29 protein-coding genes are annotated in these 26,062 nt (G+C 72.6%); 17 read left to right on the forward strand and 12 right to left on the reverse strand.

The window, feature by feature from the left end:
- The first annotated feature begins 62 nt into the window (after positions 1 to 62).
- The 3 genes from HNR19_RS21880 to HNR19_RS21890 all read left to right on the forward strand — a co-directional run bounded on the left by HNR19_RS21880 (position 63) and on the right by HNR19_RS21890 (position 1,313).
- The gene (locus HNR19_RS21880) at positions 63 to 737 is read left to right on the forward strand and encodes a DUF6766 family protein (protein ID WP_179669922.1); all 675 of its coding nucleotides are present in this window, start codon (positions 63 to 65) and stop codon (positions 735 to 737) included.
- Between the two features lie 65 nt (positions 738 to 802).
- Positions 803 to 1,027, forward strand: a complete 225-nt coding sequence (locus tag HNR19_RS23030) for a DUF2188 domain-containing protein (protein ID WP_179669923.1) — start codon at positions 803 to 805, stop codon at positions 1,025 to 1,027.
- A 52-nt stretch (positions 1,028 to 1,079) separates the two neighbouring features.
- Positions 1,080 to 1,313 (forward strand): DUF7218 family protein, encoded by a 234-nt coding sequence (locus tag HNR19_RS21890; protein ID WP_179669924.1) that lies wholly within the window; start codon positions 1,080 to 1,082, stop codon positions 1,311 to 1,313.
- Between the two features lie 45 nt (positions 1,314 to 1,358).
- On the opposite strand, the gene HNR19_RS21895 is transcribed toward HNR19_RS21890, so the two are convergent.
- From HNR19_RS21895 to HNR19_RS21905, 3 genes are all read right to left on the reverse strand, one after another.
- Positions 1,359 to 4,085 (reverse strand): helix-turn-helix transcriptional regulator, encoded by a 2,727-nt coding sequence (locus HNR19_RS21895; protein WP_179669925.1) that lies wholly within the window; start codon positions 4,083 to 4,085, stop codon positions 1,359 to 1,361.
- 102 nt (positions 4,086 to 4,187) lie between these two features.
- Positions 4,188 to 4,838: a response regulator gene (locus tag HNR19_RS21900; RefSeq protein ID WP_179669926.1), complete on the reverse strand. Its 651-nt coding sequence runs from the start codon at positions 4,836 to 4,838 to the stop codon at positions 4,188 to 4,190.
- Positions 4,835 to 5,956: a histidine kinase gene (locus HNR19_RS21905; RefSeq protein WP_179669927.1), complete on the reverse strand. Its 1,122-nt coding sequence runs from the start codon at positions 5,954 to 5,956 to the stop codon at positions 4,835 to 4,837. The genes HNR19_RS21900 and HNR19_RS21905 overlap by 4 nt, the downstream gene beginning before the upstream one ends.
- A 189-nt stretch (positions 5,957 to 6,145) precedes the next feature.
- Here HNR19_RS21905 and HNR19_RS21910 point away from each other — a divergent pair, with 189 nt between their 5' ends.
- Positions 6,146 to 6,664 carry a DoxX family protein gene (locus tag HNR19_RS21910; protein ID WP_179669928.1) on the forward strand — a complete coding sequence of 173 codons (519 nt, stop codon included), beginning with the start codon at positions 6,146 to 6,148 and terminating at the stop codon, positions 6,662 to 6,664.
- A gap of 10 nt (positions 6,665 to 6,674) precedes the next feature.
- Here HNR19_RS21910 and HNR19_RS21915 read toward each other — a convergent pair whose 3' ends face one another.
- The gene (locus HNR19_RS21915) at positions 6,675 to 7,223 is read right to left on the reverse strand and encodes a hypothetical protein (protein WP_179669929.1); all 549 of its coding nucleotides are present in this window, start codon (positions 7,221 to 7,223) and stop codon (positions 6,675 to 6,677) included.
- A gap of 232 nt (positions 7,224 to 7,455) precedes the next feature.
- Between HNR19_RS21915 and HNR19_RS21920 the strand changes: the two genes are divergently transcribed.
- Entirely contained in the window at positions 7,456 to 8,109 is a 654-nt protein-coding gene (locus HNR19_RS21920; RefSeq protein WP_179669930.1) for a hypothetical protein, read from the forward strand.
- Positions 8,110 to 8,204: 95 nt separating this feature from the next.
- Positions 8,205 to 8,654 carry a hypothetical protein gene (locus tag HNR19_RS21925; protein ID WP_179669931.1) on the forward strand — a complete coding sequence of 150 codons (450 nt, stop codon included), beginning with the start codon at positions 8,205 to 8,207 and terminating at the stop codon, positions 8,652 to 8,654.
- Between the two features lie 21 nt (positions 8,655 to 8,675).
- Here the strand turns inward: HNR19_RS21925 and HNR19_RS21930 are convergent, their stop codons facing one another.
- Together HNR19_RS21930 and HNR19_RS21935 are read right to left on the reverse strand one after the other, a co-directional pair.
- Complete coding sequence (locus HNR19_RS21930; protein WP_179669932.1) at positions 8,676 to 9,293, reverse strand: NAD(P)H oxidoreductase; 618 nt, start codon at positions 9,291 to 9,293, stop codon at positions 8,676 to 8,678.
- Positions 9,290 to 10,375: an alkene reductase gene (locus tag HNR19_RS21935; RefSeq protein WP_179669933.1), complete on the reverse strand. Its 1,086-nt coding sequence runs from the start codon at positions 10,373 to 10,375 to the stop codon at positions 9,290 to 9,292. The genes HNR19_RS21930 and HNR19_RS21935 overlap by 4 nt, the downstream gene beginning before the upstream one ends.
- An 83-nt stretch (positions 10,376 to 10,458) precedes the next feature.
- On the opposite strand from HNR19_RS21935, the gene HNR19_RS21940 reads away from it, so the two are divergent.
- Positions 10,459 to 10,896 carry a MarR family winged helix-turn-helix transcriptional regulator gene (locus HNR19_RS21940; RefSeq protein ID WP_179669934.1) on the forward strand — a complete coding sequence of 146 codons (438 nt, stop codon included), beginning with the start codon at positions 10,459 to 10,461 and terminating at the stop codon, positions 10,894 to 10,896.
- A 4-nt stretch (positions 10,897 to 10,900) separates the two neighbouring features.
- On the opposite strand, the gene HNR19_RS21945 is transcribed toward HNR19_RS21940, so the two are convergent.
- On the reverse strand, positions 10,901 to 12,535 hold the full coding sequence (locus HNR19_RS21945; protein ID WP_343047326.1) for an acyl-CoA dehydrogenase family protein: 1,635 nt from the start codon (positions 12,533 to 12,535) through the stop codon (positions 10,901 to 10,903).
- 5 nt (positions 12,536 to 12,540) lie between these two features.
- The gene (locus HNR19_RS21950) at positions 12,541 to 13,563 is read right to left on the reverse strand and encodes a crotonase/enoyl-CoA hydratase family protein (RefSeq protein ID WP_179669936.1); all 1,023 of its coding nucleotides are present in this window, start codon (positions 13,561 to 13,563) and stop codon (positions 12,541 to 12,543) included.
- 62 nt (positions 13,564 to 13,625) lie between these two features.
- Here HNR19_RS21950 and HNR19_RS21955 point away from each other — a divergent pair, with 62 nt between their 5' ends.
- The 8 genes from HNR19_RS21955 (at position 13,626) to HNR19_RS21990 (ending at position 19,120) form a co-directional block, all read left to right on the forward strand.
- Entirely contained in the window at positions 13,626 to 14,345 is a 720-nt protein-coding gene (locus HNR19_RS21955) for a PaaX family transcriptional regulator C-terminal domain-containing protein (protein WP_179669937.1), read from the forward strand.
- 96 nt (positions 14,346 to 14,441) lie between these two features.
- Positions 14,442 to 15,191: a hypothetical protein gene (locus HNR19_RS21960; RefSeq protein WP_179669938.1), complete on the forward strand. Its 750-nt coding sequence runs from the start codon at positions 14,442 to 14,444 to the stop codon at positions 15,189 to 15,191.
- 106 nt (positions 15,192 to 15,297) lie between these two features.
- Positions 15,298 to 15,696 (forward strand): hypothetical protein, encoded by a 399-nt coding sequence (locus HNR19_RS21965; RefSeq protein ID WP_179669939.1) that lies wholly within the window; start codon positions 15,298 to 15,300, stop codon positions 15,694 to 15,696.
- 117 nt (positions 15,697 to 15,813) lie between these two features.
- Positions 15,814 to 16,014 (forward strand): DUF7455 domain-containing protein, encoded by a 201-nt coding sequence (locus tag HNR19_RS21970; protein WP_179669940.1) that lies wholly within the window; start codon positions 15,814 to 15,816, stop codon positions 16,012 to 16,014.
- A 74-nt stretch (positions 16,015 to 16,088) separates the two neighbouring features.
- The gene (locus tag HNR19_RS21975) at positions 16,089 to 16,967 is read left to right on the forward strand and encodes an ABC transporter substrate-binding protein (RefSeq protein ID WP_179669941.1); all 879 of its coding nucleotides are present in this window, start codon (positions 16,089 to 16,091) and stop codon (positions 16,965 to 16,967) included.
- Positions 16,964 to 17,863, forward strand: coding sequence for an ABC transporter permease subunit (locus HNR19_RS21980; protein ID WP_179669942.1), 900 nt, complete (start codon positions 16,964 to 16,966; stop codon positions 17,861 to 17,863). Before HNR19_RS21975 ends, HNR19_RS21980 begins: the two co-directional genes overlap by 4 nt.
- A 2-nt stretch (positions 17,864 to 17,865) precedes the next feature.
- Positions 17,866 to 18,600, forward strand: a complete 735-nt coding sequence (locus tag HNR19_RS21985) for an ATP-binding cassette domain-containing protein (protein WP_179669943.1) — start codon at positions 17,866 to 17,868, stop codon at positions 18,598 to 18,600.
- Positions 18,601 to 18,640: 40 nt separating this feature from the next.
- Positions 18,641 to 19,120 carry a glutathione peroxidase gene (locus HNR19_RS21990; RefSeq protein WP_179669944.1) on the forward strand — a complete coding sequence of 160 codons (480 nt, stop codon included), beginning with the start codon at positions 18,641 to 18,643 and terminating at the stop codon, positions 19,118 to 19,120.
- Positions 19,121 to 19,165: 45 nt separating this feature from the next.
- Here the strand turns inward: HNR19_RS21990 and HNR19_RS21995 are convergent, their stop codons facing one another.
- From HNR19_RS21995 to HNR19_RS22010, 4 genes are all read right to left on the reverse strand, one after another.
- Positions 19,166 to 21,466, reverse strand: a complete 2,301-nt coding sequence (locus HNR19_RS21995; RefSeq protein WP_179669945.1) for an MMPL family transporter — start codon at positions 21,464 to 21,466, stop codon at positions 19,166 to 19,168.
- A 71-nt stretch (positions 21,467 to 21,537) separates the two neighbouring features.
- Complete coding sequence (locus HNR19_RS22000; RefSeq protein ID WP_179669946.1) at positions 21,538 to 22,134, reverse strand: TetR family transcriptional regulator; 597 nt, start codon at positions 22,132 to 22,134, stop codon at positions 21,538 to 21,540.
- A 70-nt stretch (positions 22,135 to 22,204) separates the two neighbouring features.
- Entirely contained in the window at positions 22,205 to 22,891 is a 687-nt protein-coding gene (locus tag HNR19_RS22005) for a response regulator (protein WP_179669947.1), read from the reverse strand.
- A complete protein-coding gene (locus HNR19_RS22010) occupies positions 22,888 to 24,153 on the reverse strand; it encodes a sensor histidine kinase (protein ID WP_179669948.1) in 1,266 nt (421 codons plus the stop codon). The genes HNR19_RS22005 and HNR19_RS22010 overlap by 4 nt, the downstream gene beginning before the upstream one ends.
- A gap of 170 nt (positions 24,154 to 24,323) precedes the next feature.
- On the opposite strand from HNR19_RS22010, the gene HNR19_RS22015 reads away from it, so the two are divergent.
- On the forward strand, positions 24,324 to 24,644 hold the full coding sequence (locus tag HNR19_RS22015) for a hypothetical protein (protein WP_179669949.1): 321 nt from the start codon (positions 24,324 to 24,326) through the stop codon (positions 24,642 to 24,644).
- Entirely contained in the window at positions 24,631 to 26,007 is a 1,377-nt protein-coding gene (locus tag HNR19_RS22020; RefSeq protein WP_218910346.1) for a cytochrome P450, read from the forward strand. The genes HNR19_RS22015 and HNR19_RS22020 overlap by 14 nt, the downstream gene beginning before the upstream one ends.
- Positions 26,008 to 26,062 lie beyond the last annotated feature (55 nt).

Genomic DNA, 26,062 nt, shown 5'->3' on the forward strand with positions numbered 1-26,062 from the left:
GCCTATCTGGTGATCATCTGGGGCGGTCTCGCGCTCCTCCTGACGGCGGCGTTGATCCACCGATGAAGAAGGCGATCGCGAACAACTCGCTGGCCCTGGTGTTCGGCCTGCTCTTCCTGGTCTCCCTCGTCGCGCAGGCGTTCTCGGGCTGGCAGCAGTTCAACGACCAGCAGGTCGGAGAGCGCCTCGGCACGATCGGGTGGTGGGACTACGTGACGTCCGCGGACTTCGCAGTCGACGTCTCGGAGAACTGGCAGAGCGAGTTCCTCCAGTTCCTGCTCTACCTCCTCCTCACCGTCTGGCTCCTCCAGCGAGGCTCTCCGGAGTCGAAGGAGCTCGACAAGGCAGGGCTCGAGAGCGATGAGGAGCAGAAGGTCGGCGAGCACGCCGAGGCGGGTTCCCCGGCCTGGGCGAAGGCTGCCGGGTGGCGCCGGAGCCTCTACTCGAACTCGCTGGCGGCCATGGTGGGCGCGATCTTCCTCGCCTCGTGGCTCGTCCAGTCGGTCGCAGGCTGGGCGGCGTACAACGAGACCCGCCTGCAGCAGATGCGTGACCCGATCGGCTGGGGCGCCTACCTCCTGCACTCCGACTTCTGGGCGCGCACGCTGCAGAACTGGCAGTCGGAGTTCCTGGCCGTCGGCTCGTTCGCGGTGATGGCGATCTACCTACGCCAGCGAGGATCGCCCGAGAGCAAGCCGGTCGGCGCGCCGCACACCGCGACCGGGATCGAGGGTTAGAGGTGTGAGGAGCCGGCGTTGGGGAACCTCCCCGGCGCCCCTTCCCCGACCCAGAGGAGCACGCCGTGCCTGCCGGTGACGTCGAGACCGTGTTCGTCGATGGCCAGTGGACCAACCAGATCGAGGGCGAGGGGCTCAGCCACCTCGTGTTCGACACCCAGGAGGAGGCCGCCGCGGAAGGTCGTCGGCTGGCGAAGCACGCGGAGGTCGGGCACGTCGTGAAGAACCCGGACGGCACCGTGGTCGAGCGCAGCTCGTACCGCAGCGATGCTCACGACGTCGCGGGTTGACGAGGTGTGACCCGGGTACCGCTCGGTGTGACCCATCGACGATGGAGGAGACATGCCGAGCAAGTCCGCCAACGTGAAGAACGAGAAGCAGTACGAGGCGCTGAAGGACAAGGGGATGTCCAAGCAGCGCGCCGCGAAGATCGCGAACACCCCCGAGGCCTCGAAGAAGGGCGGCAAGTCCAGCGGCGGCGGGAAGAAGAACAGCGACAGCAGCCAGGGCGGCACCACCGCCCAGAAGAAGAAGGCCGGGAGCAAGGGCGGCAAGGCGGCCGCCAAGAAGAACTGACCGGCCGGCCGGCCGGCACGGGCCTCGTCGGGCTCGCCTGAGCGATCAGTCCTGAGGCGCCGGACGGCTGCTCGCCAGCGCGGCCACCTCGATCCGGTTGGACGCGCCCAGCTTCTCGAAGACGTGGCCCAGGTGGGTCTTGACGGTCGAGCGGCTCATGAAGAGCTGTTGGCCGATCGCGGTGTTGGACAGTCCCGCTGCGACGAGGCGCACCACCTCGAGCTCGGTCGGCGTGAGGCTCGCCCAGCCGGTGCGAGGCCGGTCGCGGGCGCCCCTGCTGCGCTGGACCAGGGCGACAGCCTCGTCGAGGGACAGGTCTGACCCCTCCGCCCACGCGCGGGCGAAGGTGTCGTCGCCGAGCGCCTCCCGGAGACGACGTACGACGTCGTCGTGCTCGCCCTCCGCGGTCCTGGACCGGGGGTGGCCCATCGCCGCCCGCGCGGCAGAGCCGGCCGCCAGCACCCGGACGGCCTGCTCGGACGCGTGATCGTGAGTGGTCAGAGCGACCAGGGCGTCCAGGCTGTCCGGCTGGAAGACGCGCAGCCCGGCGTCGCGGCGCACCGCGAGCGCTGCGTGGTGGAGGTCGAACGCCGCCGCCGGGTCGTCGGCGCTCACGAGGAGGGCGCGCTGGGTGAGCAGGTCCGCGCGGAGCTGGGGGCTCTCGAACGCGGTCCCCAGGTGCTCGCCGCGGTCGAGCAGCTCGGTCGCCTCGGTCGTCCGACCGAGCCGGCGGAGCGCCTCGACGGCGCCCGCGATGCTCCTGGCGGCCGTCCAGTCGACGGAGACGTGGTCCAGGCGACGAAGCCCCCGCTGGAACCACAGCAGGGCCTCCTCCCACTCGCCGTCGTGGAGGCAGACGTGACCCATGGCCACCTGGAACCCGACGACGTCGACGTCGGGCGCGGTCTGCACCGACTGCACGATGGGGCGCATGATCGCCCGCGCCGCGGGGGTCTCTCCGGCGAGGGTGAGCGCCAGCGTGAGGTTGGAGGTCAGCGTCCCGATGGCGAAGTAGTCACCCAGAGGTGCGACCTCGTCGACCATCTCGCGACCGATGGCGACGGACCTGCGCAGGTCGCCGGTCTGCATCGCGCCGTACTGCTCGATGCACAGCGCGAACCCGGTGCAGAAGCGGTCCCGCCGCGCGCGGCTGGACTCCAGTGCCGGCCTCGCAACGGCGACCGCCTCCGCGTGACGGTCGCGCGCGGTGAGGCTGAAGGCGGCCAGGACGCGGCTGAGGTCGCGGCAGAACCCGTCGCCCGCGGCCTCGGCAGCGGCGGTGGCCGCGAGGGCTCGTGGTTCGCACGCCGCGTGGTCCGAGAAGAACGTGACGAAGCAGTCGACCATGAGGCCGCGTGCCCGTGCGACCGGATCGACGAAGCGCTCCGGATCGATCGCGCCGATCGCGGGCTGCTCCCACACCGGACCACTGATCATCTCGATCAGGCCGGCGCCCGCCAGCAGCCGTTCGTGCAGCGCGTCGTCGCGTGCGGGCGCCAGGGCACGCCGGAGGATGCCGAGGCCCTCGTGGGTACGGCCGGTCAGCATCCATGGCATCACCATCGCGGCGGCCAGTCGGCGCGCCAGCTCGCCGCGGGGTTCGTCGTCACCGAGACCCCAGTCCAGCGCCGCCCTGACGTTGTCGCCGAGGGCGTGGACCGATGCGAGCCAGCTGTCGTAGTCCTGCGGGTCCGCTGCCGCCGACTCCGCGCGCCGGGCGCACCACTCGAGGTGCCGGTCGCGGACCTCCGACAGCTCGCCCGCGGCGGTGAGGCGGTCCTCGCCGAAGTGCCGCACCGTGTCCAGCAGCCGGTACCGCACCTCGTGCTCTGCTCGCTCGCAGACCACGAGCGACTTGTCCACGAGACGCCCGAGCAGGTCGACGACCTCGTCGCTGTCGCCGCCCTGATCGCCGGCCACGGCGGCGGCGCCGTCCAGGTCGAAGCTCCCCGCGAACACGGCCAGCCGGCGGAACACCACCTGCTCGGGCGCGGTGAGCAGGTCATGGCTCCAGGCGATGGAGGCGAGCAGCGTCTGGTGCCGCGGAATCGCGCGCCGCGATCCGCCCGTGAGCAGGCGGAACCGGTCGTCGAGTCCGCTCAACAGCTGTCGGGGCGACAGGATCCGGGTCCAGCTGGCGGCGAGCTCGATGGCCAGCGGCAGGCGATCCACGCGCGCGCAGATCGCGGCGACGTCCTCGTCACCCCCGTCGACGGCCGCCTCGCCCGCAGCCAGCTGCGCCCGCAGGCGGAAGAGGTCGACCGCGTCCTGCGCCGTCAGCGACGGGACGCGGCACACGGCCTCGCCCGCGACACCGAGCGGCTCGCGGCTGGTGACGAGCAGAGTCACCGCCGGGGCGGACCGCAGGAGTCGGTCGGTGAGGTCCGCCACCGCGTCGAGCACGTGCTCGCACGTGTCGAGGCCGATCAGGAGGTCGCGGTCGGCCAGCTGCGTGCACAGGGTGTCCACGGGGTCACGGTCCGGTTCGCGTCGGATGCCGTAGACGCGCAGGCACGCGTCCGCGACCTCTTCGGGAGCGGTCACCGACCCGAGGTCGACCCACCAGACGCCGTCGCCAGGGGCGTCCCGCTCGGACGAAAGGATCCCGCGACAGACGGCGTCGGCGAGCCGGGACTTACCGCAGCCACCGACGCCGGTCAGCGTGACGAGCCGGCAGCGGCGCATCAGCGCGCGGACCCCGGCCAGTTCCTCGACGCGACCCACGAACGCGCTGGTGGGTGCGCCCAGGTTGTGGCGGGGCCGCGCAGCCATACCTTCCGATGCTAGGACGCGGGCGCCGCTGCAGCACCCGGTCGACGGTCCCGCGAGCCAGAACCTTGGTCAGGATGTCCGTTGTCGTGGGCGACCCCGCAATCAGACCAGGCCCGACTGGTAGGCGAAGACCACCATCTGGGCGCGGTCCCGGGCCGCGAGCTTGACCATCGCCCGGCTGACGTGGGTGCGGGCGGTGGCCGGGCTGACCACCAGCTCTTCGGCGATCTCCTCGTTCGAGAGTCCGCGACCGACCAGGGCCATGACCTCGCGCTCCCGCGTGGTCAGGTCGGCGAGCCGCGGGTGTGGGGACCGAGGGGCGCGCGCGAGCTCGGTGAACTCCCGGATGAGCGTCCGGGTGACCGAGGGGCTGAGGAGCGATCCGCCGTCGGCGACCGTCGCGATCGCGTCGAGCAGCTCCCGGGGTGGTGTGTTCTTGAGCAGGAAGCCGCTGGCTCCGTGCCGCAGCGCCTGGAAGACGTACTCGTCGTGCTCGAACGTCGTCAGCACCAGGATCCTGGTGGCGCTGGTCGCCGGGTCGGACAGGAGGCGCTCGGTCGCCGTCAGGCCGTCGATCCCGGGCATGCGGATGTCCATCAGGACCAGGTCCGGCCGCAGCCGCCGGGTGAGCTCGACCGCGGTGAGGCCGTCGGCGGCCTCGCCTGCCACGTCGAAGCCCTCGGCGTGCTCGAGAAGGGAGCGGAGGCCCATCCGGACCAGGTCCTGGTCGTCGGCGATGAGGACGGAGATCACCGCGTCACCTCCTCGACGTGCGTGGGCAGGACGGCGGTGACGACGTAGCGCCGCCCGTCGTGGTCGTAGCCGGCGCGGAAGGAGCCGCCGAGGTCCTCGACCCGCGTGCGCATGCTCGCCGTGCCGAGCCCCGCGACCCGAGGCCCGTCCGCGCCGGCGTGGTGGCTGTTGGTGATCTCCAGCTCCAGCCGGTCGGGCGCGTGGCTCACGGTCACGACCGCGTGCGGCTGGGAGCTGTGCTTCACCACGTTGGTCAGCGACTCCTGCACCAGGCGGTACGCCGCGAGGTCGATGCCTGCCGGCAGGACCCGCCGTCTCCCACGGACGTCCAGCCGGACCCGCGTGCCGGCGGCCTGGACCCCTGCGATCAGCCGGTCGAGCCGGTCCAGCCCGGGTGGCGGGTCGAGGTCGGTGCTCGTCGTCGCCGGCGGCGCCGTACCGAGGGCGGAGCGCAGGTCGCCCATCGCGTCGCGGCTCGCGCGGCTGATCGTGACGAGAGCGGCGCGCTGCCGGTCCCGGGCGTCGTCGCCGATGTGGAGGGCGATGTCGGCCTGCATCTGGATGGCGGCGAGAGCGTGGCCGACGATGTCGTGCACCTCGTGCGCGAGGCGCAGGCGCTCGTGGGCGATCAGGCGCCGATCGGCCTCGGCACGCTCACGGAGGCCGGCCTCGACGACGAGCCTGCGCGCCAGCCCCGCCGTGTACGGCACAGCGACCCAGGCCAGCGCGGGCACGATGCCGATCGTCCCTCCCAGGGCTCCCGGGTGCCGGGGCAGCGGCAGCAGCAGGGCCACGCACGCCACCACGGCCGCGACCGAGGCCGCCGTCGGATCGCTGTGGCGGGCCGCGCTCCACACCGCGACCGCCAGGCAGACGAGGATCGGCCCGAACGGATAGCCGAGGAGCAGGTAGCCGGACGTCGCCGCCGCGACCGCGACCAGCGCCGGCACCGGGACCCGGGTGCGGCCGGCGGTGGCTCCCGCGGCCACCAGGACGAGCAGCGCCGCGCCGGCGTCCATCGCCCGGTCCGTGTCGCTGGCGCCGTCGAGAGCAGGGATGGAGGCGAGGCAGAGCACCGCCAGCACCGCGGTCATGAGTACGTCGCGCAGGGGAGGCACGGTCGTCAGCCTCCGTGCGCCGGGCGGTTCGCGCATCCGCGGCGGTGCGCAGCGATCGGTACGCCGCGGTGCGTAGGTGACGAGGTGGAGTGCGGTCCGGCGCGCAGCAGGAGTGTCGTCGTGCGGCCGATTCGGCACCCCTCGGATCCGACGAGCGTGGGGGACACCGACAACGACGAGGAGGAACCCATGTCCACCACCATCGAGAACCCCGCCGCCACGAACGGCAGCCGTCGCGTCCCCGAAGGTGCGCCCCCGCTGCTCGACGCCGTCCGGCGTCGCCTGACCGGCGTCGGTCTGCCGGCGCTGAGGATCAGCCTCGGCGTCGTGATCGCCGCCTTCGGGTCGCTGAAGTTCTTCCCCGGTGCCTCGCCGGCCGAGGGGCTCGTCATGCGGACCACCGAGGTGCTCACCCTCGGTCTGGTCGACGGGAGGCCGGCCGTCCTTGCCACGGCCGCGATCGAGCTCGCGCTCGGGATCGTCCTGCTCACGGGCAGGTTCCTGAAGCCCGGCCTGGTCCTGATGGCGGGGTGGCTCGCCGGCATCCTGTCGCCGGTCCTGCTGTTCCCCGGCGAGATGTTCCCCGGCGGGCTGCCGACGCTCGCGGCGCAGTACGTCCTCAAGGACGTGATCCTGGCGGCGGCGTGGCTGGTGCTCGTGGCCGAGTGCCTGGGGGCACGGCTGGTGACGCCGGAGCCGACCGACTGACCGCGGCCGCTCAGCCCGCCCATCGCCCGCGCCTGGTCCGCCAGGCGCGGGCGATGACGGCCACCAGCGCGACGGCGAGGCCGCTGCCGACCCCGATCAGCAGGGCCACCGCGCTCACGTGCGCCCGGAGGGCGACGTCGTACCACCCGCCGCTGAACTGCCCGGCGAAGTCGACCGCCCCCGCAGGCGGCCGGTTGCCGTAGCCGGCGGCCGCGTCCCAGAGCGCGAGGTGGACCGCGATCAGCGACAGTCCGTAGACGGCGCCGAGGACGGCGAAGTCCGCGAACGGCCGCCTGCTCCTGCGCACGACGGCGACCGCCAGCCAGATCGCGAACGGCGCCAGCGCCAGCACGTAGTACAGGAGCCCGCTCTCGGGCGCGACCACGTCGAGGTCCGCGAGCACGGTGCGGGGGAGGCCGACCGCGACGAGCAGCAGCAGCACGCCGGTCGGCAGGTCCGTGAGTGGGAACCGTCCCGTGAGCCCCACCGGACCGAGTCCGCCCCGATCCTGCGCGCGGGGCGCGGCTTGCCTGCTGTCGGTCGCGCTGCGTTGATCCATGCCCGGATCGTCCTGCGGGGAGGCGGAGGACAACATCGGCCAGGTGGTTGATCCGTACGTCCGGGGACGTAGTCGAGGTGTCGCTCGGGGACGGATGTCGGGCCGGTACGGCGCCACGAGGCTGGCGGTACGACGAGCCCTGACGGACGGCGGCCGCCTGGCCGATGTAGCCGCGCCGGCCTCTGGTCAGGGTGGGTCGCACGTGAAACCCGACCACGACAAGGAGCAGCACATGACCACCCAGTCCGTGCCCACCATCGGTGCAGACCGTCCCGCCCGCACGGGATCAGCGGCCCTGGTCGCCGCCCTGGGCTTCGTCCTCGCCTACTTCGCGACGGAGGCCCTGGTCTCCGCCGCCGCGTCCTCGGCGCTCCCGCTGCCGGACTCGTCGTCGGAGTCGGTCCGCAGCTGGTTCGCGGACAACCCGCGCGCCGCCGTACTGATGGGCGCGAGCCAGGCCGTCTCGGTCCTGTCCCTCGCGTGGTTCGTCCGCGCCGTCGGAGCCAGGAGTGGCCGCCCGTGGGGCCTGGCCGCGGTCGTCCTCATGCTGGTGGCGAGCTCCTGCGCGTGGGTCCTCGCCGCGGTTGCGCCGACCGCCTCGCTGGGGGCCGTCGAGCTGCTGCGCGACGCGAACTTCATCGCGGGCGGCACGGCCCACGTGGTCGCCCTCGGGACGTTCGCGTTCCTGACCTCCCGCGAAGGGGCGTTCGGCCGTCCGGTCCGGGTGCTGTCCGCGGTCGCGCTGGGCGCATGCGTGCTGTCGCTGTCGTCACTCCTCGTGTTCGAGGGCGCAGCGTTCATCCTGCTGGGCCGTCTGCTCTGCATGGTCTGGGCGATCAGCGCGGCGGTCAGCCTGATCCGTCGCGGTCGCCGGGCCGAACGGTGAGTGTCTCCGCCGGGCCGCGAGGGGCTCCGGCGTCCGCCGCTGGGTCCGCCCGCGGGTGGCAGCTCTCCCGGGGGTGGCGGCGGGCGACGCTCGTCGTGCACATCGCGTCGGCGGGTGCGTGGATCGGTGTCGACGTCATCGTCGCCGTCCTGGTCCTGACCGGCTGGTTCGCCGACGACGTGAGCGTGCGCAGCCTCGCCTACCGCGCTCTGGCGGAGTTCGTCGTCTGGCCGATGCTGGCGTCCGGGCTGGTGTGCCTCGTCAGCGGCGTCGTGCTCGGCGTCGGGACCAAGTGGGGCCTGGTCCGGTACTGGTGGGTCGCGGTGAAGCTCGTGCTCAACCTGGCCCTGTGCGCCCTCATCGTGGTCCTGCTGGAGCCGGGGATGGACGCCGTCGCCTCCTACGGGGAGGAACTGTTGACGGCGTCACCCCCGGCCAGCAGGGTCGAGACCCTGTTCTTCCCGCCGGCCGTCTCGCTCTCGACGCTCACGCTCGCCACTGCGTTGGCGGTCTACAAGCCCTGGGGACGAGTGCGCAGGCGGTGATCGGGGTTCCCCCTCACCCGCCTAGGCCGCGGCCGTGGCGCGGCCCAGGACCTCGTCGACGGCCTCGACACGGGGCTCGGTCAGCGTGTCGTGGATCAGGTGCACCTCCACGTCCGCGATGCCGCAGTACTCCGAGATCCCGACGCGGAGCTGGACGTCGAGGACCCTGTCGAAGTCGTGCGCGGCGAAGTGGTCGGCAGGCCCGCCCGCGAGTCCGATCCACAGCATCCTCCTGCCCGCGAGGGTGGCCGGCTCGTAGGCGAAGCCGCGGTTCCAGACCCGGTCCACCCAGCCCTTGGCCATCGCGGGCAGGCCGTACCACCAGACAGGGAACACGACCACGATCAGGTCGGCGGCCGCGACGCGCGCCATGTGTCCCCGGACCTCGGCCGAGTACTCCTTGCCGGCGTCCGCCCAGTCCGGCTCGTCATCCGGCCGCAGGGCCGGGTCGAAGCCCTCGGCGTACAGGTCGAGCAGGTCCACGGTGTAGCCGGTCGCCGACAGCCGATCCCGGGCGCGCGCAGCCATGGTCGCCGTCAACGAGTCCGGTCGTGGGTGGACGAGGACGACGAGCGCGTGCCTTGATCGCGGCCCCCGCGCAGGCGCGGCGGCGCCTCGGGTCGCGAGCGTCTCGCTCATGCGTGCGCCTGGTCGAGGGTCGGGTAGTCGGTGTAGCCGGAGTCGTCGCCGCCGTAGAACGTCGCGGGGTCCGGCGTGTTGAACGGACCCCCCGCCCTGATGCGGGCGTCGAGGTCGGGGTTCGCCAGCCACAGCGTGGCCAGGGAGACCGCGTCCGCGAGGCCGTCATCGAGCGCCGCCGTCGCCGCCTCGGGCGAGGCAGGGAAGGCGTCAGGCGAGGGATGCGGGTTGAGGACCAGCGGGCCGGACCACGCGTCGCGGAGCCCCCGGGTGAGCTCCCGGTCGCCGGTCTCGACGAGGTGCACGTAGGCCAGGCCGAGGTCGGCCAGCGCTGCGAGCAGTCCTCGGTAGACCGGGACCGGGTCGGCCTCCTGGATGTTGTTGAAGGGGTTGGCCGGGGACAGGCGGATGCCGGTGCGGTCGGCACCCACGACGTCGGCCACGGCAGTCACGACCTCGACGGCGAACCGGATCCGGTTCTCGACGCTGCCGCCGTAGTCGTCGGTGCGCAGGTTCGTGTTGTCGGCGAGGAACTGGTGGACCAGGTAGCCGTTCGCTCCGTGCACCTCGACACCGTCGAAGCCGGCGTCGATGGCGTTGCGCGCCGCGGTGGCGAAGTCGGCGATCGTCGCCCGGATGTCGTCGGCCGTCATGGCGCGGGGCACGGGGTGGTCGAGCATGCCCTCGAGGCTGAACAGCTGCTCGCCGGACGCGACCGCGGACGGCGCCAGCGGGAGCTCGCCGTTCGGGTACAGGCTGGGATGCCCGATCCGCCCGGTGTGCGTGAGCTGGGCGATGATCCGGCCGTCCGCCTCGTGGACGGCGTCGGTCACCGCTCGCCAGCCCTCGACCTGCTCGTCGGTGTGCAGCCCCGGCGTGAGGATGTAGCCCTGGCCGAGGGCGTTGGGCTGGATGCTCTCGCTGATGATCAGGCCGGCGCTCGCACGCTGCCGGTAGTACTCCGCGGTCAGCGCGCCGACCACACCGTCGGCCGAGGCGCGGCTGCGGGTCATCGGGGCCATCACCAGCCGGTGCGGCAGCTGGATCTTCCCGATCGAGAGGGGTTCGAAGAGATGCGGCATCAGGTTCTCCCTAGGTACTTGAGTGAATCAAGCATTACGGTCGCACAAGGTACTTGAGAGAATCAAGTGCTAATCTTCGGGGCATGGCGGTTCCCTCCGGACCGGTCACGCCGTCGAGCGAGACCGAGCGCGCGATGTTCGACTTCGTCGACGCCTACGACCGCGCCTACGAGGTCGCGGCGGACGAGCACGACCTGAGCGTCGCGCAGGCCTGCGTGCTGGGCCGGATCTCCCGTCCCCGCGGGATGCGGGAGCTCGCCGACGAGCTGGGGTGCGACGCGTCCAACGTCACCCAGATCGTCAGCCGCCTGGAGACGCGGGGACTCGTCGAGAGGCAGGCGAACCCCGACGACCGCCGGTTCAAGGAGGTGCGCCGTACGGCGGCGGGTGACGCGCTCAACGACGACTTCGAGAAGAGCTTCGAGTTCGCGAGGAACGCGTCCTCTCAGCTCAGCGCAAGGGAGCAGGCCGACCTCGCCAAGCTCCTGCGCAAGGCGCTGGGGCAGCCGGCCCGCCCCTGAGCCGTCAGCCCGGGAAGCCGGTCTCGGTGCGCTCGAGGATCGGAGCCAGGTCCAGCCCGGCCGGCAGCGTGCCGAACGCGCCGCCCCAGTCGCGGCCGAGCCGGGAGGCGCAGAACGCGTCGGCCACCGCGGCAGGGGCGTGCCGCAGCAGCTGCGAGCCCTGGAAGACCAGGGCCATCTGCTCGACGATGCGCCGCGCGCGGAGCTGGATGTCGTCGAAGGAGGTGAACTCCTTGCGCAGCCGGTCGACCGCCTCGTCGTAGCGGGCGTCGGCGCCGGCGGCGAGGTCGGCCTCGGCTAAGAACGCGTCGAGGGTGTGCGGCTCCTTCGCCATCGCACGCAGCGCGTCGAGCGCGGCGACGTTGCCGGAGCCCTCCCAGATCGAGAGCAGCGGCATCTCGCGGTAGACGCGGGCGAGGTCGAAGTCCTCGATGTAGCCGTTGCCGCCGAGGCACTCGAGCGCCTCGCCGACCGCCATGGGGGCGCGCTTGCAGACGTAGTACTTCGTGACCGCGAGCGCGATCCGCCGCAGCGCGGCCTCGCCCTCGTCGCCACGGATCGCGCGGTCGTTGGCGCCCGCGAGCCGGAGCATGGCGGTGGTCGCGGCCTCCGACTCGACCTGGAGGTCGGCGAGCACGTTGCGCATCGCGGGCTGGTCGATGAGCAGCTCGCCGAAAGCCGACCGGTGGCGGGCGTGGTGGGCCGCGCCCGCGAGCGCGATCCGCATGCCCGCCGCCGAGCCGATCACGCAGTCGAGACGGGTCATGTTGACCATCTCGACGATGGTGCGCACGCCGCGCCCCTCCTCGCCGACCAGCCAGCCGACCGCGGCGTCGTACTCGATCTCCGACGACGCGTTGGAGCGGTTGCCGAGCTTGTCCTTGAGCCGCATGAACCGCATCGCGTTGCGCTCGCCGCCGGGCAGCACCCGCGGCACGAGGAAGCAGGTGACGCCGGCGTCGGTCTGCGCCAGCGTCAGGAACAGGTCGGACATCGGGGCCGAGGTGAACCACTTGTGGCCGCGCAGCACATAGCTGCCGTCGGCCTGCCGGGTCGCCGTCGTCGTGTTGGCGCGGACGTCGGAGCCGCCCTGCTTCTCGGTCATCGACATGCCGGCGATCAGGCCGCGCTTGGTCTCCGGGTCGCGGAGCCCGAAGTCGTACTCGCGGTTGGTGAGGAGCGGCTCGAACCGCGCGGCGAGCTCGGGGTTCGCGCGCAGGGCGGGCACCACGGCGTAGGTCATCGAGATCGGGCAGCCGTGGCCGGCGTCGACCTGCCAGGAGTAGAACTTCGCTGCGCGGGCGACGTGCGCGCCGTCCCGGTCGTCGGCCCACGGAGCGCCGTGGAGGCCGTGGGAGACCGCGGTCTCCATGAGCCGGTGGTACGCCGGCACGTACTCGACCTCGTCGACGCGGTTGCCGTAGCGGTCGTGGGTGTGCAGCCGCGGCGGCACCCGCTCGGCGAGGCGGCCCCACTCCTGCGCCTCCGCGGTGCCGGCCAGCCGGCCGAGCTCGTCGATCTCGGGCAGCGCCCAACCGGCGCCCTCGCGCTCGACCCCCTCCCGCAGCGCCGGGTCGGCGGCGGCGTTGTGGCCCACCAGCGGCGGGACCTGGTTGAAGACCTCGTGCGTGCTGGACATGTCGCTCATTCCTTGTCGCGGTGGGTGACGTTGCTGGTGGCCGGGCCGCCGTCGTCGTACGGCGATGCGTCGCGCTCGCGCACCGCCTGTCGGAAGCCGGCCTCGGCGGCGCGCTGCTGGAAGGCGTAGCCCTCGCGGGTGTGCCGGGAGATCCCGTCGAACACCGTGCTGATCATCCGGCTGTTCTCGACGCCTTGGGCGAGCAGCGCGGAGTTGAGGGCGAGCTTGACCATGATCAGCTGGTTGAGCGGCATCGCGGCGATCCGCTGCACCAGCGCCTCGGTGCGCTCGGCGAGGTCCTCCGGCTCGGGCGCGTCGATCGCCAGCCCCCACTCGACCGCCTCACGACCGGACAGGGTGTCGCCCGTCAACAGCAGTCGCTTGGCCCGCTGGTCGCCCAGGCGGTGCGCCCACAGGCCGGCCGAGGGGACGCCCCAGACCCGGGTCGGCGGGTAGCCGATCTTGGCATCGGCGGCGATCACGATCTGGTCGCAGTGCAGGGCGATGTCGGTGCCGCCGGCGACGCAGAAGCCGTGGATGCTCGCCACGGTGGGCTTGTTCGCGTGCAGCAGGCTCGCGAAGCCGCGGGTGAAGCGGCTCATCATCGCGTAGTCGACCATCGGGTCCCACGTGCCCGCCGGGTCGTGGTTGTGCATCTGCACGGTCGGGTCGAGCACGGTGCCGGCGGGCGTGGCGTCGCCCGCCAGCTGGCCGTCCATCAGGTGCTCCGCACTGGCCGCCAGGTCGTAGCCGCCGCAGAACCCCTTGCCGCGCCCGCTCAGGACGATGACGTGCACCCGGGGGTCGAGGTCCGCCCGCTCGACCGCGTCGGCGAGCTCGACGGGGGTGTCCGGGGTGATCGAGTTGCCCTGCTCGGGCCGGTCGAAGGTCAGCCGCGCCACCCGGCCGTCGACCTCGTAGGTGAGAGTCCGGTACGACGCCGGGCCGTCGGCGACCGGCCCGGCATCGCGGTACGGCGAGTCGGGCCCGTCGTGGGCGGAGCGGCGCCAGGGCGCGGCATCGGTCATGCCGCGACGTTACAGGTCCGGTCACAGTTGTGTCGAGATCCGTAGCGTGGGAGGGTGGCGGCGTGCCCGTCGACCTCGCCCCTCTCCCGGCCCGGTCGGTGGTCCTCAGCCTGCTGCTCGGCGCGCACCCGGCCCGGCTGAGCTCCGCCGACCTGGTCCGCGCCGGCGAGCACTTCGGCATCCCCGCCGCGACCACCCGGGTCGCGCTCACCCGCGCGGTGGCCTCCGGCGACCTCCGCCGCGAGGACGGCGACTACGTCCTGGGCGAGCGCCTCGCCCGCCGGCAGCGGCGGCAGGACGAGGCGGTGCTCGATGCCGAGACGACGTGGGACGGCACCTGGGAGATGGCGGTCGTGGTGGTCGCGGGCCGCTCCGGACCGGAGCGCGCCGCGCTGCGCGAGCGGCTGTCGGCGTACCGCCTCGCCGAGCTGCGCGAGGGGGTCTGGACCCGGCCCGCCAACCTGAGCCGACCGCGGGCCTACGCCGACGACCTCGTGCTCAGCACCTTCACGGCCACTCCCGACGAGGACCCGGTCGCGCTGGCCGCGAGCCTGTGGGACCTCGCCGCGTGGGCGCGGGAAGGCCGGGACCTCCTCGCCGCCCTGGCCACGACCGCCGAGCCCGCGCCCCGGCTCGCGGTGGCCGCACAGGTCGTGCGGCACCTGGCCGCCGACCCCCTGCTGCCGGGCGCGCTGCTCCCGCGGGGCTGGCCCGCGGCCGAGATGCGCGCGGCCTACGCGGGCTACCAGGCCGAGCTGCGCTCGCTCGCCATCCCCGGCTGAGCCACAGTCCCGGCCAGCCGCCCGCGCTGCCTGCGCTGACGCGGGTTCATCCGCAAGGCGGAAGCGCTGCGCGACGGTCGCGCCTACGGTGGTCCGGTGGCCTGGAAAGACATCGCGAAGCTCGCCTCCAGCTGGGCGGACGCCAAGAAGACCGAGCTGCTGACCGCGGACCGGCGTACCCGTGCGGACGCGAGCGCCCAGGCCGAGGCCGTGGAGGTCCGCGCCCAGGAGGAGGCGGCGACGTCGTTCCTCGAGGCCGCGCTGCCGCAGCCGTGGGCCGACCGCGTCACCGCCGCGCGGCCCGAGAACGTCGCGGCCCGGCAGGCCGAGGCCGACCGCCAGGAGGACGTACGGCGCCGCGCCCGGCTGTCCGGGCAGGGGACGGCGGAGGTCACCTTGTCGTTCTCCGGCGGCGAGGTCGGCAGCGGCTCGGCGGTGCTGCCCTGCACCCGCGAGGAGGCGCACCCGGCTCCCGACCCCGACGCGCTCGACGACGGCCCGCCGCCGCTCTCCTGGCTGCGCGTGCTCGTCGAGGCGCCCGACCCGGTGCTGGTCGGGGGCGTGCCCGTCGGCTCGCTCGGCGTCGCGGTGCCGGCGTACGCCGGACCCGGCACCTACGACCTCGTCGACCTGGCCGAGCGCGGGGAGCGCGGTGAGATCGGCTGGTGGGAGGTCTTCGACATCCACCTCAACCCGACCAACGAGGCCGACGACCGGATCTGGTACCTCGACGTCTCCGCCGAGGGCGGCGCGATCGTCGACGTCTCCGAGTCGGCGGTGACGTTCGACCTGCCGATGGCGTCGGCGCTGAGCTCGATCCGGCTGCGGGGCGCGATCACCTGGTGAGGACCGGGACGGCAACGGTGTCGTCCGCATGACCTCCGAGGTCATCGCCAGCGCGCACCGCGCGCGGCCATGGTGGAGCCCACGCCCACCGATGGAGGAGAAGACGATGACCGCCACCCAGCTCGACCACACCGCCACCACCGCCCGCCGCCGCTGGTTCGGCCTCGACGCGCTCGTGACCGGCGCCAACGGCCTGGCCTACCTGGTGGCCGCCGGACCGCTCACCGACCTGCTCGGCGGGGACGCGACCACGTTCCGCTGGATCGGCGCCTTCCTCCTCGCCTACGCCGTGGCGGTCGGCGCGTACGCCGCCGCTCCCCGGTCCGCCGCGGTCGGGTGGGTCATCGTCGGCGCCAACGCCGTCTGGGTCGTGGCCAGCCTCGAGGTCGCCGTGACCGGTGCCCTCGACCTCGACGCGGTCGGCCGCGGCTGGGCCGCCGCCCAGGCCCTCGTGGTCGGCGCGCTGGCCGCGATCCAGGCGAGCGTGCTGCGGGCCCGGCGCTGACGCAGGCACACCGACGCCGCGGGAATCGAGATCGGACGGAACCATTTCGCCTCCGCGGGTATCTCACTAGGTACCAGGGGTCGCGCGAGCGGCCCACCCACCGACCCGGAGGCCGACATGAGCACCACCATCCCGACGCCCGCGGCGTCGTACGACGTCCGCGACTCGTTCCGGTGCGACCGCTGCGGCGCCCGAGCCGTCGCGGTGAGCCACCACGCGTCTGCTGACCTGGGCTGGTGCAGGCACCACCTGCGCAAGCACGCCGCCGGCCTCGAGGCCGCCGGCGTCGAGCTGACCCGCCTGCCCGGCGCCGCCTGACCGGCCGCGCGGCCGCCGGCCGCTAAATCTGACACTCCGTCATCGGCGGCGAGGCGGGGCAATACGATCCCGTCATGCGCCGCACCCGCCTGGTCCACCGCCTCTCGATCGCCGGCACCGCCGCCCTCGTCGTCGCGTTCGGTGCCTGCGCGCCGGAGGAGGAGGCCGAGGACAACACCGGCGAGGTCGCCGAGGCCGACGAGTGCGCGGTCGAGGACCTCCCGCTCAAGAACCCCGGCACCCTCACGATCGGCACCGACTCGCCCGCCTACGAGCCGTGGTTCGTCGACAACGACCCGACCAACGGCAAGGGCTTCGAGTCGGCCGTGGCCTACGCGGTCGCCGAGGAGATGGGCTTCGAGCAGGACCAGGTCGAGTGGATCAAGGTCGGCTTCAACAGCCTCTTCAAGCCGGGCGCGACCGACTTCGACTTCGACATCAACCAGGTCTCGATCACCGCCAAGCGCGACGAGTCCGTCGACTTCTCCGAGGGCTACTACTCCGCCGCGCAGGCCGTGATCACGCTCAAGGACAGCCCGGCCGCCGACGCCACCAGCCTCGAGGAGCTCGCCGGCTTCAAGCTCGGCGCCCAGACCGGCACCACGTCGCTCACTGCGATCCGCGACATCATCCAGCCCGAGCAGGAGCCGCTCGTCTTCGACGACACCAACGTGGCCAAGCAGGCGATGGAGAACGGTCAGGTCGACGCGATCCTCGCCGACCTGCCGACCGCGTTCTACATCAGCGCCGTCGAGATCCCCGGCAGCCAGCTGATCGGCCAGTTCCAGCCCGAGACCGGTGAGCAGGAGCAGTTCGGCATGCTCTTCGAGCAGGGCAGCGAGCTGCTGCCGTGTGTCAACCGGGCGCTGGAGACGCTCAAGGAGGACGGCACCCTGGCGGATATCGAGGAGCAGTGGCTCTCCGACGTCGTGAGCGTGCCCGAGCTGCAGTGAGCTCCGAAGGGTCTCGTGACGGTCGCGGGGCGACCTCCTCGACCACCGATCGCAACTGGGTGCCGAGCCCGCGCGAGCTCGAGCGCCGGCGGGTACGCCGCACGCTGACCCGGCGCCGCGTGGCGCTCGCGTCATTCGTGACCGTCGTCGTGGTCGGCGGGCTGGTGGCGGGCATCCTCCTCTCGCCGGGCTGGGACCGCGTGCAGGAGACGTTCTTCGACGGCCACCACGCGCGGGAGTCGTTCCCGGCGATCGTCGACGGCTTCTGGCTCAACGTGAAGATGTTCCTCATCGCCGAGCCGGTGATCCTCGCCCTCGGGCTGGCGATCGCCCTGGTCCGTCAGTCGCGGTCGCCGTGGCTGGTGCCGCTGCGCGGCCTCGCGGTCGTCTACACCGACGTGGTCCGCGGCATCCCGACGATCCTGCTGGTCTTCCTCTTCGTCTTCGGTGTGCCCGGCCTGCGGCTCCAGGGGCTGACCAACGACCCGTTCTTCTGGGCGACCGTCGCGCTCGTCGTCTCCTACTCCGCCTACGTCGCCGAGGTCTTCCGCTCCGGCATCGAGTCGGTGCACCCCTCACAGCTGGCCAGCGCCGAGGCGCTCGCGCTCTCCCGTGGGCAGACCATGCGCTACGTCGTCGTGCCGCAGGGGGTGCGGCGCGTCGTACCTCCCCTGCTCAACGACTTCGTCTCGCTCCAGAAGGACACCGCGCTGGTGGCGTCGGTCTCCCTGTTCGACGCGCTCTTCACCGCGCGCGACTACGCCAACTACAACTTCGACTTCACGCCGTACGTCGTGGTCGCCTGCTTCTTCGTCGTGATCACGGTGCCGCTGGCCCGGCTCTGCGACTGGCTCGCGCGCCGGATCGCACGTCGGGAGAGGGCGGGTGTGCTGTGAGCGTGCCGCTGCTGGAGGCGCGCAGCCTCCGCAAGGCGTACGGCGACCGGGTGGTACTCGACGACGTGTCGCTGACCGTGCACCCGGGCGACGTGGTGTGCCTGATCGGGTCGTCGGGGTCGGGGAAGTCGACGCTGCTGCGCTGCCTCGACCTGCTCGAGGAGGTCGACGACGGCGTGATCGAGCTCGACGGGTTCGAGGTGTCGGACCCGCTGGTCGACCCGCGGGACGTACGCCGCGACATCGGCATGGTGTTCCAGGCCTACAACCTCTTCCCGCACCGCTCGGTCCTCGCCAATTGCACGCTCGCACCGCGCAAGGTGCACGGGCTCTCGAAGAAGGACGCCGAGGCGCGCGCGATCGACCTGCTCACCCGGTTCGGGCTCGGCGAGCACGTGCACAGCCACCCCGACCGGCTCTCCGGCGGCCAGCAGCAGCGGGTCGCCCTGGTCCGCGCGCTGTGCACCTCGCCCAAGCTGCTGTTGCTCGACGAGATCACCGCGGCGCTCGACCCCGAGCTGGTGGGCGAGGTCCTCGCGATCGTGCGCGACCTCGCCGCCGGCGGCACCACGATGGTGCTGGCGACGCACGAGATGACGTTCGCCCGCGAGGTCGCCACCCAGGTGTGCTTCCTCGACGGCGGGCGGATCGTGGAGTCGGGCCCTCCCACCCAGGTGCTGGGTGATCCGCGGGAGCCGCGGACCCGGGAGTTCCTGCGGCGGGTGCTGCCGCAGTGAGGCGGGACGGCGTCGAGCTGAACCTGTCACACTTTCGGGCATGACCAGCCTCCACGACTTCTCGGCCGCGGGCATCGACGGCACCGACCAGGACCTCTCCGCCTACAAGGACCAGGTCGTGCTCGTCGTGAACACCGCGTCGAAGTGCGGCTTCACCCCGCAGTACGAAGGGCTCCAGAAGCTCCACGAGACCTACGCCGACCGGGGCTTCGCCGTCCTCGGGTTCCCGTGCGACCAGTTCGGCCACCAGGAGCCCGGCGACGAGGCCGAGATCGCCTCGTTCTGCTCGACGAACTACGGCGTCACGTTCCCGATGTTCGCGAAGATCGAGGTCAACGGCGACGGCGCGCACCCGCTCTACCAGTGGCTGAAGGGCGAGCAGGGCGGCCTCATCGGCGACGGGATCAAGTGGAACTTCACGAAGTTCCTCGTCGGCCGCGACGGGCAGGTCATCGACCGCTACGCGCCGACGACCAAGCCGGAGAAGCTGACCGGGGACATCGAGAAGGCCCTCGGCTGACGTAGATCAGCCGAGGGCCTTCGACGATCGCGGGCCGTCGGGGCGTCAGACGCCGACGAGCTCCTTGTCGTCGTCCTTGCGAGCGACCGACACCGGCGCCGAGTCGCGCTCGAGCGACTCACCCTCGACGTCGACGTTCGGCAGGATCCGGTCGAGCCACTTCGGCATCCACCAGGCCTTCTCCCCGAGCAGGTAGAGCACCGACGGGATCAGCACCATCCGCACGATGAACGCGTCGAAGATGATCGACGCGGCGAGCGCGAAGCCCATCGACTTCACGACGGCGTCGTCCTCGAGCATGAAGCCCGCGAACACCGCGATCATGATCGTCGCCGCGGCGGTCACGACCCGGGCCGAGTTGCGGAAGCCGTCGACGACGGCCTCGCGGGTGGTGAGCCCGTGCACGTGGGCCTCCCGCATCCGGGTCACCAGGAACACCTGGTAGTCCATCGCGAGGCCGAACACCATGCCGATCAGGAAGATCGGCATGAAGCTCACGATCGGCTGGCCCTCGAAGATCCCGAACGCGCCCTCCTGGAAGATCGCGACCGTCGCGCCCAGCGTCGCCAGCACCGAGAGCAGGAAGCCCAGGGTGGCGGTCAGCGGCACCAGGATCGAGCGGAACACGAGCACCAGCAGCACGAACGCCAGCCCGATGACCACGGCGAGGTAGAGCGGCAGCGCCCCGTTCAGCCGGTCGGAGACGTCGGTCGTGATCGCCGTCAGGCCGGTGACGCCCGTGGTCGTGCCGGTCTGCTCCTCGATGCCGGACTGCCCGTCGCGGAGCGCGTCGAGCAGGTCGAGGGTCTCCGGCTCGTCGGGTCCCGACGCCGGCGTGACCTGGATCATCGCGCCGGTGCCGACGCCGGTCGGCGCGCCGTCCTCGCCGAGCGGGGCGTTGGTCGCGACCAGCGTCGCGTCCTGGACGTCGTCCTGTCCGGCCGCCCACGCGGTGACGTCGTCGAACGCCTGCTGGCGCTCCTCGTCGGACGCGATGTCCCGGCCGTCGACGACGACCAGCAGCGGGCCCTCGCGACCGGGGCCGAACGCCTCCGACATCAGGTCGGACGCCTGGCGCTGGGTGGTGTCGGCCGGCGCGGTGCTGTCGGTCGGGAACGCGAGGTACATGTCCTTGATCGGTACGGCGAGGACGCCGAGGCCGACGATCACCAGGGCGACGAACGCGAGCGGCGCCTTGCCGAGCAGCCGGGCCCAGCGCACGCCGTTGTTGTGCACCCGGCCGTGCTCGTCGCGAGCCGGGGTGTAGCGGCGCACCCGGCCGCGGAACGTCCACGACTTCAGCAGGCCGAGGAGCGCGGGCAGCAGCGTCAGCGCGACCAGCACCGCGATCAGCACGGTGGCCGCCGCGGCCAGGCCCATCGCGGTGAGGAACGGGATCCGCACGACGGCCAGCGCCGAGAGCGCGATGAGCACGGTGAGGCCCGCGAACACGACGGCCGAGCCCGCCGTACCGACCGCGATGCCGGCGGCGTGGGCGCGGTCGTCGGTGTGGTGCAGCTCGGTGCGGTAGCGGGCGAGGATGAACAGGGTGTAGTCGATGCCGACCGCGAGGCCGATCATCGTCGCGAGCATCGGGGTGCTCGAGCCGATGTCCATGAACGCGGTCATGCCGGTGATGCCGAGCATGCCGAGAGCGACGCCGAAGAGCGCCGTGATGATCGGCATGCCCGCGGCGATGGCGGAGCCGAACGTCAGCAGCAGCACGACCAGCGCGATGCCGATGCCGATCAGCTCGGCGGTGCCGCCCGGCGGCGTCATCGCGGCCATGCCGGGACCGTTGGCCTCGGCGACCAGGCCGGTCTCGTCGGTGGTGTCGTCGAGCAGCTGCTCGAGCTCCTCGATCGAGGTGACCTCGAGGTCCGCGGGCGTCTCGACGTCCCACTCGAAGCTGAGGATGCCGATGCGGCCGTCCTCCGAGAGCGGGCTGAAGGCCGGCGGCGCGTTGGCGGCCGCGACGTTCGGGTCGACCAGGCCTGGGTTGGCGGCCGGGTCCTCGTTCATCTGCGGCAGCTCGGGGATCGCCTCGATGAGGTCCTCGATGGCCGCGGTGTAGGCGGGCTCGTCGAGCGTGTGGCCCTCGGGCGCGGCGACGACGACGTTGACGGTGGCGTCGTCGAACGCGTCACCAGCCTCGGGGAAGAGCTCCTGCTGGAGGTCCGCCGCCTCCTCGGAGGGGATGCCGGGGATCGTGAACTCGTCGGACATCGGCTTCGAGAAGGCGACGGCGACGGTGGCGACCGCCGCGAAGACGGCGATCCACGCGGCGAGGAAGTAGTACCAGCGCCGGAACGCTGTGCTGCCCAGCTTGTAGAGCAGGCGGGCCATCGGGGTCTCCTTGGTCCTGGGGATGGATGCCGGGGTGTCCGGCCGGGGGCGTTGCTGGTGGTGCGGGTGCCTCAGGTGGTGCGGGCGAACAGCCGGCGGGCGTCGATGACCGCGTCGGCGATGTGGTCGTCGATCGGCTTGGGCTCGGCGGGGTCGATCCGGCTGAGCGCGGTGTCGAAGACGGTGACGATGAGGCGTACGGCGAGCTCGGCCTGCGCGCGCCCGTAGTCCTCGCCCTCGCGCTGGATGATGAGATCGACCAGGTCGGTCATCTTGGCCTCGAACCGCTCGTGCACGAGGGCGACGAGGTGCGGCTCGGTGAGGATCACCGCGCGCGCGAGCATCACCAGGTCGAGCTCGGTCTGCTTCTCCTGGATGACCTCGACGGCCAGCGCCGCCATGTCGTCGACCAGGTCGCCGGTGGGCCGCTTGGCGACGAACGCCGCCAGCGCCTCCGCCGGCGGCTCGTGGTCGGGGCCGAGCACCACGTCGAGCTTGGAGTCGAAGTAGTTGAACACCGTCCGCCGCGACACCTCGGCGCTCGCGGCGAGGTCGTCCATGGTCCAGCCGTCGAACCCCTTGTCGCGGGTGAGCTCCAGGGCGCGGCGACGCAGGCGGTGGGTGGTCTCCACCCGCCGCGCCTCGCGTCGATGCACCGTCTCAGTCACGAGTGCAAGTTTGCACCATTAGCGCGACGGGTGCAACTTTGTGACGGTCGTCACTGGCCCGCCCCACCGCCTACGAAGGAGCCGGTGTCGCCAGCCCGTGGTCGTAGGCGTAGACGATCGCGGCCGCGCGGTCGCGCAGGCCGAGCTTGGTGAAGATCCGGCCGATGTGGCTCTTCACCGTGAGCTCGGAGATGACCAGCGCTGCGGCGATCTCGCTGTTGGTGTGGCCCGCGGCGATGGCGCGCAGCACCTCGACCTCGCGGGTGGTGAGCCCGGTGTCCGGGACGGCGGCCGCCGGCGCGGCCGGTGCGCTGCGGTAGTCGCGCAGCACCCGCGAGGTGACTGCGGGGTCGAGCCACCCGTCGCCGTTCGCGACCGCGCGCACCGCGCGGATCAGGTCGTCGGCCGAGGAGTCCTTGAGCAGGAAGCCGACCGCGCCGGCGCGCAGCGCTCCCGAGAGCATCGCGTCGTCGTCGAACGTCGTCAGCACCAGTACGGCGGGGGCGTCGGGATCCGCACGGAGCCGCTCGGTCGCCGTGATGCCGTCGACGTCGCGCATCCGGAGGTCCATGAGCACGACGTCGGCCGGGGCCTCGAGGGCCGCGAGCGCCCCGGGCAGCTCCGCGCCGTCGGCGCACTCGGCGACGATCTCGAAGCCGTCGCGCCGGCGCAGGATCCGGCGCAGGCCCGAGCGCACCAGCTCCTGGTCGTCGACCAGCACCACCCGCACCGGCTGGACCTGGTCCGCCGCGGTCACGTGGCCGCTCCGGTGGCCGCGGCCGGCGTACCGATCGTGCGACCGCAGGGCAGCTCGACCCCGCGGAACGCGGAGCCCAGGCGAACGTCGACGACCCAGTCCTCGCCGACCGGCCCCGCGGTCAGGGTGGCCCCGAGCTGCTCGGCGCGGGCGTGCATGCCCGCGAGGCCGGAGCCCACGTCGTCGCCCGGGCGGCGCGGGGCGACGCCGGCGAGCGGGTTGCTCACGGTGAGCCGGGCGCCGCCACGGGCGAAGCTGAGGCGCACCCGGGCGACGTTGCCGGGCGCGTGCTTGGCGACGTTGGCCAGCGACTCCTGGGCGATCCGGTAGAGCCCCAGGCCCGCGGCGTCGGGAAGAGCGGACGCGTCACCGCTCTCGGCGTACTCCACGTCCAGCCCGGCGGCGTCGAGCTCGTCGACGAGCGCGGCGATGTCGCCCGCCGACGGCAGCGACTGCCGCGGCTCGGGGCCGTCGGCGATCGCGCTCACCGTGCGCCGGATGTCGGCCATCGCGCGGCGTCCGACCCGCTCGGCGTCCGCGAGCGCCGCGTCGACCTCGTCGACGGCGTCGGCCGCGTCCGCCTCGGACTCACCGACGTCGCGCAGCGCGTGCCGGGCGCCGGTGATGTGCAGGAGGGTGACGCTGAGCGAGTGGGCGACGAGGTCGTGGATCTCGCGTGCGATCCGGTTGCGCTCGGCCGCGGTGGCCTGTTCCCAGGCGCGCTCCCGCGCACGCCGCTCGGCCGCGAGCGCCCGCATCTGGTACAGCAGCATCGCCCCGATCACGAAGCCGAGCACGATGTCGAGGAAGTGCACCGGGGCGGCCACGACGCCGGGGCCGGCGTTGGCGAAGCCGATGAGCGCGAACGACAGGCCGGCCATGACCGCACCGGGCCGCAGGCCGTCGCGGGCGGTCGTCTCGGCAGTGGCGAAGGCGAGAAGCGCCGGGGCCGCGTCGATCAGCACGGAGCCGCCGGAGTCGGGCGGGAGCCACATCAGCCACGTCGAGGCGACGACCGCGCCGAGGGCGTCCAGCGGCCACGGCAGCCACCGGCTCAGGCCGATCTGCACGAACGGCGCGACGAGCACGAGCAGCAGGGTCAGCGTGACCGGCTGCGGTGCCCACAGGGCGTCGCGGAGGGCGAGCGCGATCACCACGATCACGACCTGCCCGGCGAACCCGACGACCGGCACCCACCACGGGTAGAGCAGGCCGTGCGCGAGGCAGTTCGCCTCGATCCGCCGCCTGAGCTTGCCCACCATGCCCTCCAATGTAGGGAGCAGCCGGGCCGCCGTCATCCGTCCCCGGCAGGTCGCCGGTTTGCTACCACGGTCGTACGCCGACCGCGCCCAGGTGCCTGCTCCCGCACGATGCGCGGTCGCCGTACGGGCGCCTAGTTTCGAGGCACCCCAGCAGAAGGACGTGATCCCCGATGACGTGGAACGAGACCCACCGCCGTTGGCGGGCGCTGCGCGAGATCGAGACCTGGCTCGGCGAGGCGGCTCGCGGCGACCGACCGGTGACCCTGCCGTGGTCGGAGGAGTACGCCGAGCTGTTCGGCGACCGGGCCGGACTGCTGACGCTGCTGCGCTACCGCCTCAAGCTCGCCCGCGACGCCCAGCTCGACCCCGACCTCCCGGAGGCGGTCATCGAGGAGCTGCGGCCGCGGCTGCTCGAGCGCACCCGGGGCGTGCTGCGGGTGCTGGACTCCATGGCGGCGGCCGAGCAGGGTGGGGACCGTGTCGTTGCCTGATTTCAAGAACGCCCGTCCCGTCGGGACCGCGCGCGACTTCGCCGCATGGACGATCGCGCACGGCCTGCAGCGCCGGTTCCTCCGCAAGGGGGCGGCGGGAGGCGACCTGATCGCCCGCCTCGCCACCGACCCGGAGCTGATCGCCGAGCCGTACGCCGCCTACGAGGAGCTGCGGTCGCAGGGTCGCCTCGTCCGCAACGGCTTCATCGGCGGCACCGTCGACCACGAGGTCGGCAACGCGATCCTGCGCAGCGAGGACTTCGGCACCGGCGCCGGACTGGCCGAGCTGCCCGCGCCGCTGCGTCGGCTGCACGCGCTCGCGCGCGAGGACGACACCCTCTCGCCGGTCGACCCGCCGTCGATGCTCGTCGTCGACCCGCCCCAGCACACCCGCTACCGCAAGCTCGTGGCCCGCTCGTTCACCGCGCGCAAGGTCGGCCGGATGTCCGACCGGGTGACGGGCGTCGCGGAGCGACTGCTCGACGACCTCACGGCCTCGGTGCGGCCGGGCGAGCCGGTCGCCTTCGACCTGGTCGACCGTTACGCCGCGCAGCTCCCGGTCGCCGTCATCGCCGACCTGCTCGGCATCCCCGAGTCCGAGCGCGAGCTGGTGCTCGAGTGGGGCAACCACGCGGCCGTCACCCTCGACCCGGGGCTGAGCTGGAGCCAGTTCCGTACGGCGTCCGCCGCCCTGCGCGAGATGCACGCCTGGTTCGCGCACCACCTCGAGCGGCTGCGCCGCGACCCGGGCGACGACCTGATGAGCCAGCTCCTGCTCGACCAGCAGCAGAGCGCCGCCCGCGGGGAGGAGCAGCTCACCGACGTCGAGGTGCACGCCGTCGGCCTGCTCGTGCTCGGCGCCGGCTTCGAGACCACCGTCAACCTGATCGGCAACGCCGTCGCGCTGCTCGACCAGCACCCCGACCAGCTCCGTGCGCTCCAGGCCGACCCCGAGGGCTGGCCCAACGCCGTCGAGGAGGTGCTGCGCCACGAGTCGCCGGTCCAGCTGACGATGCGGGCCGCGATGCGCGACACCGAGGTCGCGGGCGAGCGGGTGGCGGAGGGCGAGGCGATCCTCGTCTACCTCTCGGCCGCCAACCGCGACCCCCACGTCTTCGACGACCCCGCCCGGTTCGACGTCGCCCGCCCCAACGCGGGGGAGAACCTGTCGTTCTCGGCCGGCATCCACTACTGCGTCGGCGCCAGCCTCGCGCGGCTCGAGGCGACCGCCGGCCTGCGGATGCTCTACGAGCGCTTCCCCGACCTCCGCGTCGCCGGCACGCCGGTGCGGCGGGGCACCCGGGTGCTCCGCGGGTACGCCGAGCTGCCGGTCGTCTCGGGGGCCGAGCTCCCGGTCAGCTGACAGGGGTCCCGATACGTCCTCGCCTAGCGGCTCTCGGACTACTCGACCAACCTGG

The sequence above is a fragment of the Nocardioides thalensis genome (assembly GCF_013410655.1).
Lineage (GTDB): Bacteria > Actinomycetota > Actinomycetes > Propionibacteriales > Nocardioidaceae > Nocardioides > Nocardioides thalensis.

Excerpts from the sequence above, each read along its gene's own strand:
- HNR19_RS21930 (WP_179669932.1), bottom strand. The coding sequence starts at position 9,293 with ATGAGCGAGACGCTCGCGACCCGAGGCGCCGCCGCGCCTGCGCGGGGG.
- HNR19_RS21995 (WP_179669945.1), bottom strand. The coding sequence starts at position 21,466 with ATGGCCCGCCTGCTCTACAAGCTGGGCAGCACAGCGTTCCGGCGCTGG.
- HNR19_RS21950 (WP_179669936.1), bottom strand. The coding sequence starts at position 13,563 with ATGACCGATGCCGCGCCCTGGCGCCGCTCCGCCCACGACGGGCCCGAC.
- HNR19_RS21990 (WP_179669944.1), top strand. The coding sequence starts at position 18,641 with ATGACCAGCCTCCACGACTTCTCGGCCGCGGGCATCGACGGCACCGAC.
- HNR19_RS22010 (WP_179669948.1), bottom strand. The coding sequence starts at position 24,153 with ATGGTGGGCAAGCTCAGGCGGCGGATCGAGGCGAACTGCCTCGCGCAC.
- HNR19_RS21945 (WP_343047326.1), bottom strand. The coding sequence starts at position 12,535 with ATGTCCAGCACGCACGAGGTCTTCAACCAGGTCCCGCCGCTGGTGGGC.
- HNR19_RS21895 (WP_179669925.1), bottom strand. The coding sequence starts at position 4,085 with ATGGCTGCGCGGCCCCGCCACAACCTGGGCGCACCCACCAGCGCGTTC.
- HNR19_RS21970 (WP_179669940.1), top strand. The coding sequence starts at position 15,814 with ATGAGCACCACCATCCCGACGCCCGCGGCGTCGTACGACGTCCGCGAC.
- HNR19_RS21890 (WP_179669924.1), top strand. The coding sequence starts at position 1,080 with ATGCCGAGCAAGTCCGCCAACGTGAAGAACGAGAAGCAGTACGAGGCG.
- HNR19_RS21910 (WP_179669928.1), top strand. The coding sequence starts at position 6,146 with ATGTCCACCACCATCGAGAACCCCGCCGCCACGAACGGCAGCCGTCGC.
- HNR19_RS21920 (WP_179669930.1), top strand. The coding sequence starts at position 7,456 with ATGACCACCCAGTCCGTGCCCACCATCGGTGCAGACCGTCCCGCCCGC.
- HNR19_RS21880 (WP_179669922.1), top strand. The coding sequence starts at position 63 with ATGAAGAAGGCGATCGCGAACAACTCGCTGGCCCTGGTGTTCGGCCTG.
- HNR19_RS21935 (WP_179669933.1), bottom strand. The coding sequence starts at position 10,375 with ATGCCGCATCTCTTCGAACCCCTCTCGATCGGGAAGATCCAGCTGCCG.
- HNR19_RS21965 (WP_179669939.1), top strand. The coding sequence starts at position 15,298 with ATGACCGCCACCCAGCTCGACCACACCGCCACCACCGCCCGCCGCCGC.
- HNR19_RS21940 (WP_179669934.1), top strand. The coding sequence starts at position 10,459 with ATGGCGGTTCCCTCCGGACCGGTCACGCCGTCGAGCGAGACCGAGCGC.
- HNR19_RS21975 (WP_179669941.1), top strand. The coding sequence starts at position 16,089 with ATGCGCCGCACCCGCCTGGTCCACCGCCTCTCGATCGCCGGCACCGCC.
- HNR19_RS21915 (WP_179669929.1), bottom strand. The coding sequence starts at position 7,223 with ATGGATCAACGCAGCGCGACCGACAGCAGGCAAGCCGCGCCCCGCGCG.
- HNR19_RS22015 (WP_179669949.1), top strand. The coding sequence starts at position 24,324 with ATGACGTGGAACGAGACCCACCGCCGTTGGCGGGCGCTGCGCGAGATC.